The following is a 15,726-nucleotide window of genomic DNA, read 5'->3' on the forward strand; positions in this document are numbered from 1 at the left end:
TGACCTATCATGACACGCGCCCCCGTGCCGTCTGTCGGCCCCGTGCCATTTTGCACGGCGTAAAGATATGATGCCTGGCGCCCCCTGACCGGAGACTGGATGGAAAGCTTCCTGCTTCAAGCCTCACTTTACCTGATTGCCATGGTGATTGCGGTGCCATTGGCCACGCGTGCGGGGCTTGGGTCAGTGTTGGGCTACCTTGGCGCGGGGATCGTGATTGGCCCGTTGATGGGGCTTGTCGGCTCTGAAACCAACGATCTGCAACATTTTGCGGAATTCGGCGTCGTGATGATGCTGTTCCTGATCGGGTTGGAGATGGAGCCACGCGCGCTTTGGGCCATGCGGGACAAACTTCTGGGCCTTGGCGGATTGCAGGTGTTGATCACGATATTGGCGGTCACGCTTGCGGCGATGGCGTTTGGCTATGATTTCCGGGTTGCGCTGGCGCTTGGGACGATATTTTCAACGTCTTCTACCGCGATCGTCTTGCAGACCCTGAATGAAAAGCGGCTGATGCAGACGGCCGGCGGGCGATCTGCGTTTTCGGTGCTGCTGACGCAGGATATCGCGGTGATTCCGATGCTGGCACTCATGCCATTGCTGGCGCTTCCGGGGGCCCGGGCATTGGCAAAGGCCGAGAACTCCGTAGACCATGCCGCCGCCCATTTTCTTGACGGCCTGCCGGGCTGGGGGATGACGCTTGTCACGCTGGGCGCGGTGGGGGCGGTTATTTTGGCAGGGCATTTCCTGATCCGCCCGATGTTTCGCTATGTCCACGCTGCCAAACTAAGGGAAATCAATACCGCGATGGCATTGACGATCGTGGTTGCCATTGCCTCATTGATGTTGCTGGTTGGGTTGTCACCTGCGCTTGGCACGTTTCTGGCCGGCGTCCTGTTGGCCGACAGCGAATTCCGACACGAGTTGGAAAGCGATATCGAGCCGTTCAAGGGCCTGCTGCTGGGGCTGTTTTTCATCACGGTAGGCGCGGGGATCAACTTTTCCATCATCACCTCGGCACCGTTTGTCGTTTTGGGGCTGGTCGTGGGGATGGTGGCGCTAAAGGCGCTTATCCTTTATGGGCTGGGGCGCGTATTCGGGCTGCGCGCGCAGGATCGGTGGTTGTTCACCCTCGGGCTTGCGCAAGCGGGCGAATTTGGCTTTGTGCTTGTGTCTTTTGCGGTCACGCAGCGGATCTTGCCGGGCGACCTCGCGCAGATGGTGCTGGTGGTGGTGGCGCTATCAATGCTGATCACGCCGCTGCTGTTCATCTTGCACGACTATCTGGCACGCCGGATGCGCGACGCAAGCGCCACACAGGCCGCAGACGCGATTGACGATCAACAACAGATCATCATCGCAGGCGTGGGGCGTTTTGGGCAGGTGGTCAACCGCATGGTAACGATGTCAGGCTTCAAGACAACGGTGCTGGATAATGACCTGAAAACCATTCAGCTGATGCGGAAATTTGGCGCAAAAGCCTATTTCGGGGATCCTACCCGCCCTGATCTTTTGGCAGCTGCCGGTATCGCGGCGGCACAGGTTATGGTCGTTTGCGTGGATGATCGGCCCTCAACCACGCGGCTGGTCGCCTATGCCCGCAGGATCCGCCCGGATCTGTGCATCATCGCCCGCGCCCGCGATCGGATCCATGTGTTTGAGCTTTACCGCGCTGGCGCGGATCACATCGTGCGGGAAATGTTTGACAGCTCTGTCAGGGCCGGACGCTATGTGCTGGAAAACGTCGGCCTGTCAGAGTTCGAGGCAGCCGAGCTGCAAAAGATCTTTTTCCGGTTGGACCGAGAGGCGGTGCGTAATCTGGCCGAGGTCTGGAAGCCCGATGTGCCCGTGGATCAAAACACAGCGTATCTGACCCGCACCCAAGAATTGAATCGTGAACTGGAGGCCGCGCTGATGGAGCGGTTCAACCCTGCCCCCCCTGAATCCGACGACTGATTGTCTGCCCCTCGATAAAACCGCGTGCCCGTATCTGCCGCTTGCTGCCGATCAGGGCGAAACGGCACACCCCGGTGCCGGCTTGAAATTGGCCGCGGAGTTTGCAAAATCAGGGGCCGGGCTCAATCGTCGCTGCGTTTGGTCGTCATGATGTGGCCGGGCTGAAAGGCGAGCCGCACCGTCGTAACCGGACCAAGATCGTTCCAGGTACTGCGATGCAGCACCAAAAGCGCCTTTCCGGGCTCAATCTGCAACAGCCTTGCATCGCGGTAGCTTGCATTTTCGGCAGAAAAGCTCATCTCGCCGTGTAGATAGGGCGTATTGCGCACCAGCCATTCATTGGCATTCAGGTGCCGGAAATCAGCGTGTTCCAGCCCGCGCACCGCCTCGGAATTCAGCCAGCGATCTTCCAGTTGGAAAGGCTTGCCGTTGCCATAGTGCAGCGCCCGCATGTGGACCATCACCCTGCCCGGCGCAATACCCATCCGCGTGGCGATATCTTCGGGAACCGGCGAGCGGCGCTGCGCCACGACCCGGTAGCCATAGGCCATTCCGGCCTGTTCGACCTGCTCGCGCATGATGGCAATCGTGAACGTCGCCTTGCGCACCGGATCAGTGGCGACAACGGTGCCGGCGCGGCGGCGACGCTCCAACAGCCCCTCATCCGCCAGACGCTGCAGCGCCTTGTTCACGGTTGATCGCGCCGCATCAAACTCAATCGCCAGATCAACTTCGTCGGGGATGCGTTCACCTTGGCGCCAATCGCGCTCGACGATCCTGCGGCGCACCTCGGCCTCGATTGCCTGTGCTTTTGACTGTATTCGGGTTGGGTTAGCCCGCGCATCCGTCATTGCTGACCCCCGAACCGTCGGGCGCAGTTTGTGCCGCTTTGATCGACTTTGATCACCTTCACCGTCTTTCTTTTGGCCGTCGTCAGATTTCTTTACCAACACAAGCTTCGCTTGAATATATGTTTGGACATAATTAGAAGCAAGAGTTATTCATACCCCAATTACCCAATAGTGACCCCGTAAGACAGAGCCAACGCAATGCAGATCACCAAAACTGATGCGCCCCGGTTAAACGCTGATATATCAGTGCATTACAAGACGTTGCTTAACCTTAACATTGCCATGAACGGCGATCATATCCCGGTGTCCCGGGTCGATTCGGCCCCCCACGAAGGGCACGCCGCCGCTGCGCCTGACCGGCTGACCCACCGGGCCCTTCCCGCACGTCTATCGACTGTCATACCCGCATTTTCGGAGGCCAGAATGTCCAATCCAATTTTTACCCCGCGCGCATATGCGCTGGCCGCGTTGGCGTCAGGGGCGGCGCTATGAAGCCATTGCAGGGTATCCGCGTTCTTGATCTGACGCGCGTTCTGGCGGGTCCGTATTGCACCGCGCTTTTGGCGGATCTGGGGGCCGAGGTCATAAAGCTGGAACCCCCCACCGGCGACGATTACCGCCATATCGGCCCGTTCAAGGATGGTGAAAGCGCCCTGTTCACGTTGAATAACCGCGGCAAGAAAAGCCTCGTGCTGGATCTCAAGGCGCCCGAAGATCTTGCCCTTGCGCAGCAGATTGCCTCACGCGTCGATGTGGTGGTCGAGAATTTTCGCCCCGGTGTGGCAGAGCGGTTGGGGTTGGGGGCTGACACCCTGCGCGCCGCCAATCCGGGGCTGATCTATTGCTCGATTTCGGGGTTTGGGCAGTCGGGGCCGTTTCGTGACCTGCCGGCCTATGATCTGGTCGTGCAGGCGATGTCTGGGCTGATGGCAAGCACTGGCGAAGAAGGCGGCACCCCGCTGAAAACCGGCGAAAGCATGGCCGATCTGATCGCCGGGCTGTTTGCCAGTTGGTCGATCATGGCAGCCTTGGTCAACCGTACCGCCACCGGCCAAGGGGCCGCGCTGGATGTGGCGATGTATGATGCGCTGTTTTCCATGCTGACCACCAGCCATGCGCTGCATCTTTACGCCGGGCAGTTACCGGCGCGTGTGGGCAACCGCCATCCGCTATCCACCCCGTTTGGCTGCTTTGCCACCAACGACGGGCAAGTTGTCATCGCGGTGCTGAACGCGCGGCAATTCACGGCGCTGACGGGGCTGATAGGCGCCCCCGAGGCCGCGACAGACCCGCGCTTTGCCAGCGATGAAAGCCGCACCGAACACGAACCCGCGCTGAAGGCGCTGATTGAGCAGTGGTCGCGAAGCCTGAGCACCGAAGCCGCCATTGCCGCGCTGGCCGCCGCCGGCCTGCCCGGTGCCCCGATCTGGGATATCGCGCAAGCGGCCGATAACGAACACGCCCGCGCCCGCACATTGGTCAACGCCCTGCCCCATCCGGTGTTGGGCACTGTGCCAGTGGTCGGCCAGCCGGTGCATTTCAATGGTGAAAAACCTGTAGCCGCCACTGCAGCCCCGCAACTGGGTGCAGACCGCGCCGCAATCCTGCGCGACTTGGGACTGGAGAAAACCGCATGAATAACGACTGGTACATGCTATCTGACGATGAACAGCTTTTCTGCGACGTGCTGACGCGCATCTGCGCCGACAAGATCGCCCCAAAGGCTGCCCAAACCGATGAGACCAGCACCTTTGTGCATGATCAGTTGCGGGTTCTGGCCGAGGCCGGAATGTTTGGCGCGAACCTGCCCGAGGATTGCGGCGGCTCTGGCATATCGGCGCCGGCGTTGTTGCGGGCGGTCGCAATCGTGGCGGGGGCCTGTGGCTCGACGGCATCGGCGCTGACGGCGCATTATCTGGCGACGGATTCCATTTTGCTGGGCGGGACCGATGCGCAAAAGGCCCACTGGCTGCCACGCGCCGCCGACGGAGAGTTGCTGGGTGCGTTTGGCCTGACCGAACCTACCGCCGGCTCTGATCCGGCCGACATGAAGACCCGCGCCCATCGCACCGCAGACGGCTGGCACCTGCGCGGCACGAAGTGTTTCATCTCGAACGGGGGCGTGGCGGATTTCATCGTGATTTACGCCGTGACCGACCCCGACAAGGGCCATCGTGGCATTTCCGCCTTTATCGTGCCCAAAGGAACGCCCGGGCTGGAGCCCGGGGCCGCCGAGCGCACAATGGGCCTGAAAGGCGGGCATGTCTTTACCCTGAGCCTCGACTGTCATTTGCCGCAAGACGCGCTTTTGGGCGAGGAAGGCAAAGGCTTTCGCACCGCCATGCAGGTTTTGGACAATGGCCGGATCGAAGTTGCGGCGCAATGTCTGGGGTTGGCCGGGGCGGCGATGGACGCCGCATTGGCCTACGCCAAAGACCGGGTCATCGGCGGGCAGGCCCTGAGCGACCGGCAAGGTATTCGCTGGATGATTGCCGACATGGGCGTGGCCTACCGCTCGGCGCTGCTGCTGGCGCAGGACGCCGCGCGCCAACGTCAGGCGGCACATGCAAGCGGGGCGAGGTTCTCACTCGCATCCTCGATGGCGAAACTGGCCGCCTCCGAGGCCGCGGGCCGCATTGCCGATACCGCGCTGCAACTGCATGGCGGCTATGGCTACACCCGCGATTTTCCGGTCGAGCGCATCAACCGCGACCTTCGGATCATGCGGATCTATGAAGGATCCAGCGAGATTCAACGCACCATCATTTCCGGCAATCTTCTGGCCTGAACGGAGATCGAAATGGACAATCCCCGCCACAACACCCGCGACATCTACCCTGCGACCGGATCCGAGATCACCGCGAAAAGCTGGTTGACCGAGGCGCCGATGCGGATGCTGATGAACAACCTGCACCCCGACGTGGCCGAAAACCCGCATGAATTGGTCGTTTACGGTGGTATCGGGCGCGCGGCCCGCACCTGGGAAGACTATGACAAGATCGTCGCCTGCCTGAAGGCGCTTGAGGCAGACGAGACGCTTTTGGTTCAATCGGGCAAACCGGTCGGCGTTTTTCGCACACATGCGGACGCGCCGCGTGTGCTAATCGCCAACTCAAACCTCGTGCCGCATTGGGCAACGTGGGATCACTTCAACGAATTGGACCGCAAGGGCCTGATGATGTACGGCCAGATGACCGCCGGGTCCTGGATCTATATCGGCACCCAAGGCATCGTGCAGGGCACCTATGAAACCTTTGCCGAGGCCGGGCGCCAGCACTATGGCGGCAACCTCAAGGGCAAGTGGATCCTGACCGCCGGGCTGGGTGGCATGGGCGGCGCACAACCGCTGGCCGCAGTGATGGCCGGGGCCTGCTGCCTGGCGGTGGAGTGCGACGAGACACGCGCCGATTTCCGCATCCGCACCCGTTATTGCGACGCCAAGGCCCACACCCTGGATGAGGCGTTGGCGATGATTGCCGAGTGGACCGCCAAGGGCGAGGCAAAGTCGGTGGCGCTGATCGGCAACGCCGCCGAAGTGCTTCCCGAGATTTTTCGCAGGATGCAGGACGGTGGCCTGCGGCCCGATATGGTCACGGATCAGACCTCGGCGCATGATCCGATTCACGGCTACCTGCCGCTGGGCTGGCGTGTCGGGGAATGGCGCGCCAAGCAGGAAACCGACCCCAAAGCAGTGGAAACCGCCGCGCGCGCCAGCATGAAGGTGCATGTCGCCGCGATGGTCGATTTCTGGAACGCTGGTGTGCCGACGCTGGATTACGGCAACAACATCCGGCAGGTGGCGCTGGAAGAAGGGCTTGAGAACGCCTTTGCCTTCCCCGGTTTTGTGCCTGCCTACATTCGCCCACTCTTTTGCAAAGGCATCGGGCCGTTCCGTTGGGTGGCGCTTTCTGGCGACCCCGAAGATATCTACAAGACCGATGCGGCGATGAAAAAGCTGTTTCCTGAAAACACCCATCTGCACAACTGGCTGGATATGGCGCAAGACCGGATCGCGTTTCAGGGTCTGCCCGCGCGGATCTGCTGGATCGGCCTTGGCGACCGGCACCGTGCCGGATTGGCCTTCAACGAAATGGTCCGAACCGGCGAGTTGAAGGCGCCCGTGGTTATCGGCCGCGATCACCTGGATTCAGGCAGCGTCGCCAGCCCGAACCGCGAAACCGAGGCGATGAAGGACGGCTCGGACGCGGTGTCAGACTGGCCCCTTCTCAACGCCTTGCTGAACTGCGCAAGCGGCGCCACCTGGGTCAGCCTGCATCACGGTGGCGGGGTCGGCATGGGGTTTTCCCAACATTCCGGCATGGTCATCTGCTGTGACGGGACCGAAGATGCCGATCGGCGCATCGCCCGCGTGCTTTGGAATGACCCTGCGACCGGCGTGATGCGTCATGCCGACGCTGGCTATCAGATTGCCACGGATTGCGCCCGTGAACACGGGCTTGATTTGCCGGCAATCTTGTAACTGCGGTTTCCGCAGCCTTGTTTACCGTCAGTACGATTTAAGCCAAGATAACCCGGCACCCACAATGGGGCCAACCAATCGGGAGAGTACCACATGAAAATAACCACGACGTTCAAGGCCGCCCTGCTAGGCCTTTCCACGCTGGGCCTTGCGGCGCCGGCTATCGCTGATCAGCTGGCCGACATAAAGGCCGCGGGCCAGATCGTTACCGCAACCGACATGCATTACGCCCCCTTCGACATGATTATCGGCGGCGTCTATCAGGGCATGACCAAGGATCTGTTCGATGGCGTTGCCGCCGAACTGGGGGTGAGCGTGGTTTACCAGGACATCCCATGGACCGCCGAGCTTCCGGGGCTAGAGGTTGGCAAGTTCGACATCGTGATCGCACCGGTGACGATCACCGCCGAAAGGTTGGATCGCTATACCTTCACCATCCCGATCGCTGATGCGACGGTCGCACTGGTCAAGCCTGCCGGATCGGATCTGATGAAGCCCGAGGATATCAAGGGCAAGACCGTCGGCGTTCAGCAAGGCACAGCACAGTTCAAGCAACTCAAGGCTTTTGCCGACAGCCTGGGCGGCGCGACCGTCAAGGAATACGGCACCAATGATGAGGCGTTTGCCGACCTGGCCGCCGGGCGTCTGGATGCGGTTGCCGCCTCGATGCCGAACCTGACCACGATGGTCCAGGCACGCCCGGAAACCTTCGCGCTGTTTGAACCGGCACAGTTTGGCGAACCGACCTATTTCGGTTGGGTGCTGCGCCCCGGCGACGATAGCGCAAGCTTTGGCGATGCGATCAATGCCGCGCTGTTGAAAATGACCGATGACGGCCGCGTCAAGGAAATCCAGGAGAAATGGTTGGGCGTCTATACCGAGCTGCCACGCGAAGTGCCGACGAATTGATCCCAAAGACACCAATCGCGAACGGGCGGGGAAATTCCTCGCCCGTAGCCCCAAATCCGAGGGGATAGATGTTTTCAGTTCAGACATTGATCGACGATTTCTGGCCGCTGATCCTGGCCGCCCGGTTTACCTTGCTGGTGTCAGGCCTCGGCATTGCGCTTGGGTTGGTTATCGGTGCTATCGTGTGCGCCATGGCACTGTCAAAATCGCGCGCTGCGCGAATAGCGGCCGCAGCATGGGTCAGCTACCTGCGCGGTGTGCCCATGCTGGTGCAGCTTTTGGTGGTGTTTTTCCTGCTGCCGGTCATCGGGATCGACGTGCCGGCGATTGTCGCCGCAGTCGGAACAACCGGCATTGTCGCCAGCGCCTATATCTCAGAAATCTGGCGCGGTGCCATTCTGGCCCTGCCCCGCGGCCAAACCGAGGCGGCAATCGCCATCGGCATACACCCGCGCGACAGCTGGCTTCGTATCATTCTGCCGCAGGCGGTGGCGTTGTCGATCCCGCAGCTGATCAATGAGCTGATCTTGCTGGTCAAGGCCAGTTCGCTGGTCTCGGTCGTCGGCGTGATGGAGATTACCCGCGCCAGTCAGGCACAGGCCGGGGTCACCTTTCGCCCGCTAGAGGCCTATCTGGCGGCGGCCATTCTCTATCTGGCGATCAACCTGTGCCTTGCCGCGTTGGGCCGCTACCTTGAACACAGGATGGCCGTGTGATGGATCTGTCGATCATAGCCGAATACGGGCCGCTGCTGCTGCGCGGTTTTTTCATCACGGTGGTCTGCTGGTTGCTGGGCACCGCCTTTGGCGCAGCACTGGGACTGCTGATTGCGGTGGTGCAACGCTATAGTAACGCGCCGGTCCGCTGGGTGCTGCAAATCTACATTGAAATCATCCGCGGCACGCCCTTTCTGGTGCAGCTGTTCCTGCTCTATTACGGCGGGCCGATGATCGGCCTGCGGCTTGATCCGATTCCGGCCGGGCTGGTCGGCCTGACCATCTACGGCAGCCCCTATTTTGCCGAGATTTTCCGCTCGGCGTTCCGCGCGGTGCCACTGGGTCTGATCGAGGCGGCGCGCGCCATCGGCATGGCGGAACTAAGCATCGTGCGGCGCATCCTGTTGCCCGTAGGGCTGGTTTCGGCATTGCCCGCGCTGGTCAACTTTTCAATCATCCTGACCAAGGAAACCGTCATCCTGTCGATCATTACGGTTCCCGAATTGATGTACCAAACCCAGTATATGTCGACGATGACGTTTCGTTATCTTGAAGCAAACCTGGCGCTGGCGTTGTTCTTTTGGATCTTCGTCGAAGTCATCTCGCGTATCGGCCGCCGGCTTGAGGTACGCATTACCCGCCATCTGATCGAAAGGTCCTGACATGATTGAGGCGTCCTCCGTCGAGATCCGCAAAGTCAACAAATATTACGGTGAGTTCCACGCGCTCAAGGACATCGACCTGTCGATCCCGCCGGGCAAGGTCACCTGCCTGATCGGGCCTTCGGGATCGGGAAAATCCTCGCTGTTGCGTTGCATCAACTTCCTGGAGGAATATGAATCCGGTGAGGTGCTGATTGACGGCCAACTGATCGGCTACGAATCCCCCGGCGGCCGCCGAATGGCACCCCAGCGCCTGCGCCAGATGCGCAGCACGATCGGGATGGTGTTTCAGCAATTCAACCTGTGGCCCCATATGACCGCCCAGGAGAACGTGGCCGAAGGATTGATCCGCGTGCGCGGTCTGCGCAAATCCGTCGCGATGGAACGCGCAGCCGAGGCGCTGCGCAGCGTCGGGCTATCGGACCGCAAGGACAACCACCCGGCACGTTTATCGGGCGGCCAGCAACAGCGCGTGGCCATCGCCCGCGCCGTGGCAATGGACCCGCGGCTGATGCTGTTTGATGAGCCCACATCGGCGCTTGACCCCGAGCTGGTGGGAGAGGTCTTGAACGTCATGAAAGCGCTGGCCGCAGGCGGCATGACCATGGTTGTGGTCACCCACGAGATGGGCTTTGCCGCGCATGTCGCGGATCAGGTCGCCTTTCTTGAGGCGGGCGAGCTGGTCGGCGTCGATGCGCCCTCGCGGATCCTGCGCGAGCCCGAGGATCCGCGCATCCAAGCCTTCTTGCGCACCTATCACGAACGCAATGTGATCTGAACAGACGACGGGGCCGATCAAAGAACCGATCGACCCCGTTTGCGCAACAAGGATCACGCAGCGCCCCCCGTGCGAGAAAACCGTAAAATGACGACTGTCAAAACAGGCCCAGGCGGCCCCGCCCGAAATCGCACCCGTCATGATGCAGCCCCCCACGGCGAACCTGACGGGATGCTGACGCGTTTATCCTGACCGCCTCAGCCTTGCGTCAGGCAGATGGATCATAGAGGTTGGCAACACCATAAACGGAACGGGTCATGCGCATCCTGCTGATTGAGGACGACACAGTCTTGGGCTCTGCCATACACGACCAGATCGCTGGCGACGGTCAGTCTGTGGATTGGGTCACGCGGCTGGATTTGGCGCGCGATGCGCTGACGGGGGTGGCTTATGATCTGCTTTTGCTGGATCTGATGTTGCCCGATGGCCGGGGCATTCCCTTTTTGAAAGGTCTGCGCGCGCGCGGCGATGTCACACCCGTGATCATCATGACCGCACTGGATCAGATATCGGACCGGATCGACGGGCTGAATGCAGGCGCGGATGATTATCTTGTCAAACCCTTTGACCTTTCAGAACTATCCGCGCGCATTGGCGCGGTTGTGCGCCGCTATTGCGGCAACCCCAACCCAATCATCACCCACGGCGCGCTGACCATAGACATCGCGGCCCGCAGCATTCACCGCGACGGCAAGCCAATCCAGTTGACCGCCCGCGAATGGGCGTTGTTCGAGGCGTTGTTGACCCGCCCCGGTCAATTACTGTCAAAGCCGCAACTGGAAGAGAAACTTTATGCATTTGGTTCAGAAATCGAAAGCAATGCCATCGAAGTCCATGTCAGCCGGCTGCGCAAGAAACTGGGCGCAACCGCGATTGTCACCGAACGCGGCATGGGTTACCGCTTGGGTACACCATGAAAGCCCCGCATAGCCTGCAATCGCGTCTGGCTTTGTCGCTGGGCGTTTTATTGACGCTTTTGTGGATTGCCGCCGCGTGGGGAACAAGCGTGGTGCTTCGCAACGAGATGGGCAAGGTCTTTGATTCCGCCTTGCAAGAAACCGCGCAACGCCTGCTGCCGCTCGCAGTTCTGGATATTCTGGGGCGTGAAGACGATGATACCCCGCAACGGCTGGTCGCGATCCAGGACCACGACGAGTTCTTTACCTATATCGTCCGTGACGCTCTGGGGCGGGTGCTGCTGCAATCCCACGCGGCAGAGGCTGCAATTTTTCCGCGCGATGAGGGGGTTGGGTTTCAGCAAACTGAAACCCACCGGCTTTATACTGAAACCGCACTGCAAGGCAGTGTCCGCATGACTGTGGCAGAGCCGTTGGAGGCCCGCCGCAAGGTTGCGCGCGAAATCCAGATCGGGCTTGCCCTGCCGTTGCTGGTGGTGATCCCGGTGGCATTGCTGGCGATCATCCTTGCAGTGCGGGCCAGCCTGTCGCCGCTTCGGCGTTTTCGCGATCACCTCAGCGCCCGTAGTGCGCGCGATCTGTCAGCCGTGCCAACCGGCGATCTGCCGTGGGAAATCGCCCCCGTGGCAGACACTTTGAACAAGGTTCTTGACCGGCTGAACGCCAGTTTTGACGCCGAGCGCAGCTTTGCCGCCAATGCCGCGCATGAATTGCGCACGCCCCTTGCCGGGGCCATTGCACAGGCACAGCGCCTACAGTCTGAAACCAGCGACCCCGTCTGTCGGCAGCGGGCCGCTGATATTGAGGCCGGGCTAAAGCGGTTGACGCGGGTGGCCGAACGACTGATGCAACTGGCCCGCGCCGAAGGTGGGCGGCTGCAACTGGATCACCCCACTGATTTGCGTCCGGTCGCACGTATTGTTGCCGACGACATTGGACGCACAATTCCGCCCGGCCGCATCGTGCTGACACTGCCAAAGACCCCGATACTGTCAGATCTGGATCCAGACGCCTTCGGCATAGTTTGCCGAAATCTTATCGAAAACGCGCTACGCCACGGTTTAGAAGGCAGCACGGTCGATGTTGACCTGACGGCACAGGGCACTTTGATCGTCGCGAATGAGGGGGCGGTTATCCCCGCCGACACCCTGGCGCGCCTGACATCCCGCTTTGAGCGTGGCAGTTCCGACAGCAAAGGCAGTGGCCTCGGGCTTGCCATCGTTGCGGCAATTGCGGGTCGCATCGGTGGCCAGTTGGTTTTGAAATCACCCCGAACCGACCAGCTTTCGGGTTTTGAGGCAAGCCTGACACTTCCGGTCTGGCCCCGTCAGCAAGACGATTGAACACGCCTCTTGTGCCCCGCCGTCTGAACCCGCAGGGAAATAAACAAGGAACCTGCCCGTAAGGCGTTAAAAACCGCGCCATTCATGCTTACCTACAGAGCGGACCTGAAAATCCCGCATCATAAAGGAGAAAAGCCATGGATCTGCGCTTTGATGGTAAAACGATCATTGTCACAGGTGGGGGCTCGGGCATTGGCGCGGCTACCGCCAAAGAGCTTGCGACAAGCGGTGCAACAGTGATTGTAGCCGACCTTGACCCGGCCAATGCCGAAGATATCACTAAAACCATCACGGCAAAGGATGGCAAGGCACATGCCTTCACGGTGGATGTGGCAAAGGCCGATGACGTCGAAGCCATGGTTGCTTTCGCGGTCAAGAAAACCGGTGCGCTGCACGGTATCGTCAACAATGCCGGCATTGGGGGCCCGTCTGCCGCTACCGGCAGTTATGATCTTGATGCCTGGCGAAAGGTGATCGACATCAACCTTTCCGGCGTTTTCTATGGTATGCGTTTCGCCATCCCCGAGATCGAAAAGGCGGGTGGCGGTGCTGTGGTCAATGTGGCCTCTATCCTTGGCTCGGTCGGGTTTGCAGGCTCTTCGCCCTATGTAAGCGCCAAGCATGGTGTTCTGGGGGCCACAAAAAATGCCGCGCTGGAACATGCCGCCGCGGGTGTTCGGGTCAATGCCGTCGGCCCGGGTTTTATCCACACGCCGATGGTCAGCAACGCGCTGGATGCGGCAACGCTTGAACTTCTTGAGGGTGAGCATGCCCTGAACCGCCTTGGCCAACCCGAAGAGGTAGCCGCGTTGATCGTCTTTTTGCTGTCAGATCGTGCCAGCTTTATTACCGGTTCCTATCATTTGGTCGATGGCGGCTACACGGCGCACTAGCCACAGGCAGGGTCTTTGCCGGACAAAGGTTAAAGATGCGCGGCTTTTTCCATCCGGCGCGGGCGGGCCATTTGACTTACCTTGAAGGCGGCGCAGGGGGCTGACCGTTTGCCCCAGCCCGTAGCCTGCTTATCTTGCCACTCTTGCGAGATTGGACCCCGACACGACCGATCAAAACCACCCCCTCTCTTTGTTGAATAATGGTGCCACTTCAGTTGACGATTGACCAACGTTAAGAGAGGGTTACAAAAGAACAACCCGTTACATGGAGACGCGAAATGAAAACCCACCTGATTGTCTTGATTGCCCTGGTGGCACTGACCGCCTGCGAAACCGTCAAGGGTGCGGGGCGCGATCTTGAAACCGCTGGTGGCGCGATCACTTCTGAGGCCAACAAAGCGCAAAAAGACATGTAAGAACGAAAGGTGGCTGGCATTCAGCGTTAAGCCCCGACCGGTCGGGGTTTGGACTGGTCTCGCCCTGATCAGCCACCGCTTGCTTTTGGCATTTGCAGATTGCCAGACAAACCGCCTAAGTCGCGCCTTGTCGGTTGGGACGGGACCACCTGAACCTGCCCCTTGCAAGCAATACCCGCCCGCAAAAAGACCGGACATGGCCACGAACATGGCGACGGGCAAGGCACGGCGCAGTCCGCATCGCAACGACGCGCGGCCTGGCTGCGGCAGCCACCGCAGAGGTTAATCGCGCCAATAGGCCCCTGCATTTGCGCGCAGGCCGTATCAACGCCCAACAAAGCAAGGATCAGCACCAGAACCGACAGCGCCGCAACCCCCGGCTGAACAACGGACGCAATAGCGCCACGCGACAGAAAATATGGCGGTGCAGCGCCCGTTTGATTTGCGGGCATCGCGGTGCCTCGGTAATCCTCTCGAAGTTAGGGAGCTGCGAAAGCAGGATTTTTTCGGCACGCTGACTGAGGAAGGTCCGAATGAAGATGACAAGATATAGCGACGCTCAGATCCTTGCGATCGAGCAACAGACCGCGCATCTGGCGCACCAGTGCAGTCCTGTGATTGACAAGGCGGCGGCGCGCCCGATGCAGGGCTAGAATGTCTTGCTGCTCCTCGGACTTGGCAGGCACGAACTTCATGTTCGGCAGCATCAGGGCAGTGCAGATGGCCTTTGCATCGTTCTGGTCATTCTTCTGATGCCCGACGAAGGGTTTGACATAATGCGGGGCGATCGCCTTAAGGCTTGCTGATCTTCTGACTTTGGCACGACAGACCGCATCTCAGGACGCTGCGCCGCAATCACGATCGCCTCGGCGTCGGATGCATCATTCTTTTGCCGCTTGACGAACGGGCGCACATATTGCGGTGCCATCAGCTTTACCTCATGCGCAGGCTTGATCATCTCGCGCGCCCAGTAATAAGCGCTGCCGCAAGCCTCCAGCACGGCAACCGAAGGCGGCTGATCTGCCATGAACTTTCGAAACCGAGAGCGCGCCAGCTTCGTGCGGAATTTGAGTTGGCCTGACATCGACGCGCCATGCAGTTGGAATACGGCCTTTGCATCGCGAAGACCTGGAAAGGTAGGCTGCTTTCGCATCAGAATGACCCCTTGAAGGGTTGCCCAAGCCTACCAGATCACGCCATGAGCGGCAGATTTTTCAGGCGTTTCTCAACTCTGTTTCGTGACGGACCCTGCGTGCTGCGCGGTCCGTCATGTTGTTTGAAATTACTCGCTGATTGGCTCCAGATCTCCGGGCTTCCAGCTCTTGTTGAACCACGGTTCCAGCGGTACCTAAAGCCGGAAGCCGACGAAATAATCCTTGCCCGGCATGGTCTGTACCCAGTTGGCCTCATGCCCTTCCGGAGCCTTGGGGCCGAACCACATGGTGACGGACCCGTCCGCACCCACGCTCAGCGCCTTGTCGTTGCTGTCCACACCTGCCAGCTTCTGATCCGTCTCCAGAAGTGACCGGGTCTGGTTGTCATAGACAACGAAGGACCAGAAATCCTTGGCCGGAACCGGGCCGGGAAGCGTGATCTTGTAGGTCTTGCCGCCGTCAAGGAAATCGCCGTTGGAATCACGGGTCGTCATGGCATAGGCCGACCCCGCGCCCGCCTTCTTCAAGGTCATCGCCGGGGTGATGCCGGTGAATCCGTAGAAGAACATCGTGGCCGCATCCATCAACTGCTCAGGGCCGTAACACCTTCGGAATGACGCTGATTGAGAGGCTATGGCCACCTGCGCAGCC

15 protein-coding genes and 2 pseudogenes are annotated in these 15,726 nt (G+C 60.3%); 13 read left to right on the forward strand and 4 right to left on the reverse strand.

All coding sequences use genetic code 11. From position 1 onward, the window contains the following. Positions 1–99 precede the first annotated feature (99 nt). Positions 100–1,956, forward strand: a complete 1,857-nt coding sequence (locus ACM62R_RS05135; RefSeq protein WP_415182987.1) for a cation:proton antiporter — start codon at positions 100–102, stop codon at positions 1,954–1,956. Positions 1,957–2,078: 122 nt separating this feature from the next. On the opposite strand, the gene ACM62R_RS05140 is transcribed toward ACM62R_RS05135, so the two are convergent. Continuing rightward, positions 2,079–2,807 carry a GntR family transcriptional regulator gene (locus ACM62R_RS05140; protein WP_415182988.1) on the reverse strand — a complete coding sequence of 243 codons (729 nt, stop codon included), beginning with the start codon at positions 2,805–2,807 and terminating at the stop codon, positions 2,079–2,081. A 198-nt stretch (positions 2,808–3,005) separates the two neighbouring features. Here ACM62R_RS05140 and ACM62R_RS05145 point away from each other — a divergent pair, with 198 nt between their 5' ends. The 12 genes from ACM62R_RS05145 to ACM62R_RS05200 all read left to right on the forward strand — a co-directional run bounded on the left by ACM62R_RS05145 (position 3,006) and on the right by ACM62R_RS05200 (position 13,921). Next, positions 3,006–3,299: a hypothetical protein gene (locus ACM62R_RS05145; protein WP_415182989.1), complete on the forward strand. Its 294-nt coding sequence runs from the start codon at positions 3,006–3,008 to the stop codon at positions 3,297–3,299. Beyond that, on the forward strand, positions 3,296–4,444 hold the full coding sequence (locus ACM62R_RS05150) for a CaiB/BaiF CoA transferase family protein (RefSeq protein WP_415182990.1): 1,149 nt from the start codon (positions 3,296–3,298) through the stop codon (positions 4,442–4,444). The genes ACM62R_RS05145 and ACM62R_RS05150 overlap by 4 nt, the downstream gene beginning before the upstream one ends. After that, complete coding sequence (locus tag ACM62R_RS05155; protein WP_415182991.1) at positions 4,441–5,595, forward strand: acyl-CoA dehydrogenase family protein; 1,155 nt, start codon at positions 4,441–4,443, stop codon at positions 5,593–5,595. Before ACM62R_RS05150 ends, ACM62R_RS05155 begins: the two co-directional genes overlap by 4 nt. A gap of 12 nt (positions 5,596–5,607) precedes the next feature. Continuing rightward, positions 5,608–7,287, forward strand: coding sequence for a urocanate hydratase (gene hutU, locus ACM62R_RS05160; RefSeq protein ID WP_415182992.1), 1,680 nt, complete (start codon positions 5,608–5,610; stop codon positions 7,285–7,287). A gap of 93 nt (positions 7,288–7,380) precedes the next feature. Then, on the forward strand, positions 7,381–8,196 hold the full coding sequence (locus ACM62R_RS05165; RefSeq protein WP_415182993.1) for a transporter substrate-binding domain-containing protein: 816 nt from the start codon (positions 7,381–7,383) through the stop codon (positions 8,194–8,196). 68 nt (positions 8,197–8,264) lie between these two features. Beyond that, positions 8,265–8,912, forward strand: coding sequence for an amino acid ABC transporter permease (locus tag ACM62R_RS05170; RefSeq protein ID WP_415182994.1), 648 nt, complete (start codon positions 8,265–8,267; stop codon positions 8,910–8,912). After that, entirely contained in the window at positions 8,912–9,574 is a 663-nt protein-coding gene (locus ACM62R_RS05175; protein WP_415183003.1) for an amino acid ABC transporter permease, read from the forward strand. The genes ACM62R_RS05170 and ACM62R_RS05175 overlap by 1 nt, the downstream gene beginning before the upstream one ends. 1 nt (position 9,575) lies before the next feature. Beyond that, positions 9,576–10,352: an amino acid ABC transporter ATP-binding protein gene (locus ACM62R_RS05180; protein WP_415182995.1), complete on the forward strand. Its 777-nt coding sequence runs from the start codon at positions 9,576–9,578 to the stop codon at positions 10,350–10,352. A 257-nt stretch (positions 10,353–10,609) separates the two neighbouring features. Then, the gene (locus tag ACM62R_RS05185; protein WP_415182996.1) at positions 10,610–11,269 is read left to right on the forward strand and encodes a response regulator; all 660 of its coding nucleotides are present in this window, start codon (positions 10,610–10,612) and stop codon (positions 11,267–11,269) included. Continuing rightward, on the forward strand, positions 11,266–12,612 hold the full coding sequence (locus tag ACM62R_RS05190) for an ATP-binding protein (RefSeq protein WP_415182997.1): 1,347 nt from the start codon (positions 11,266–11,268) through the stop codon (positions 12,610–12,612). The genes ACM62R_RS05185 and ACM62R_RS05190 overlap by 4 nt, the downstream gene beginning before the upstream one ends. A gap of 137 nt (positions 12,613–12,749) precedes the next feature. Next, entirely contained in the window at positions 12,750–13,505 is a 756-nt protein-coding gene (locus ACM62R_RS05195) for an SDR family NAD(P)-dependent oxidoreductase (protein ID WP_415182998.1), read from the forward strand. A gap of 278 nt (positions 13,506–13,783) precedes the next feature. Continuing rightward, a complete protein-coding gene (locus ACM62R_RS05200; RefSeq protein WP_415182999.1) occupies positions 13,784–13,921 on the forward strand; it encodes an entericidin A/B family lipoprotein in 138 nt (45 codons plus the stop codon). A 569-nt stretch (positions 13,922–14,490) separates the two neighbouring features. On the opposite strand, the pseudogene ACM62R_RS05205 reads toward ACM62R_RS05200, so the two are convergent. The 3 genes and pseudogenes from ACM62R_RS05205 to ACM62R_RS05215 form a co-directional block, all read right to left on the reverse strand. Beyond that, positions 14,491–14,718: pseudogene (locus ACM62R_RS05205) on the reverse strand (IS110 family transposase); the annotation flags it as partial. 32 nt (positions 14,719–14,750) lie between these two features. Continuing rightward, positions 14,751–15,074 (reverse strand): annotated as a pseudogene (locus ACM62R_RS05210) (IS110 family transposase); the annotation flags it as partial. A gap of 195 nt (positions 15,075–15,269) precedes the next feature. Then, positions 15,270–15,726: DUF1214 domain-containing protein (locus tag ACM62R_RS05215; protein ID WP_415183000.1), on the reverse strand; the 457-nt coding region annotated here is incomplete at its 5' end.

The sequence above is a fragment of the Phaeovulum sp. genome, from assembly GCF_047638075.1.
Classification (GTDB): Bacteria; Pseudomonadota; Alphaproteobacteria; order Rhodobacterales; family Rhodobacteraceae; genus UBA6197.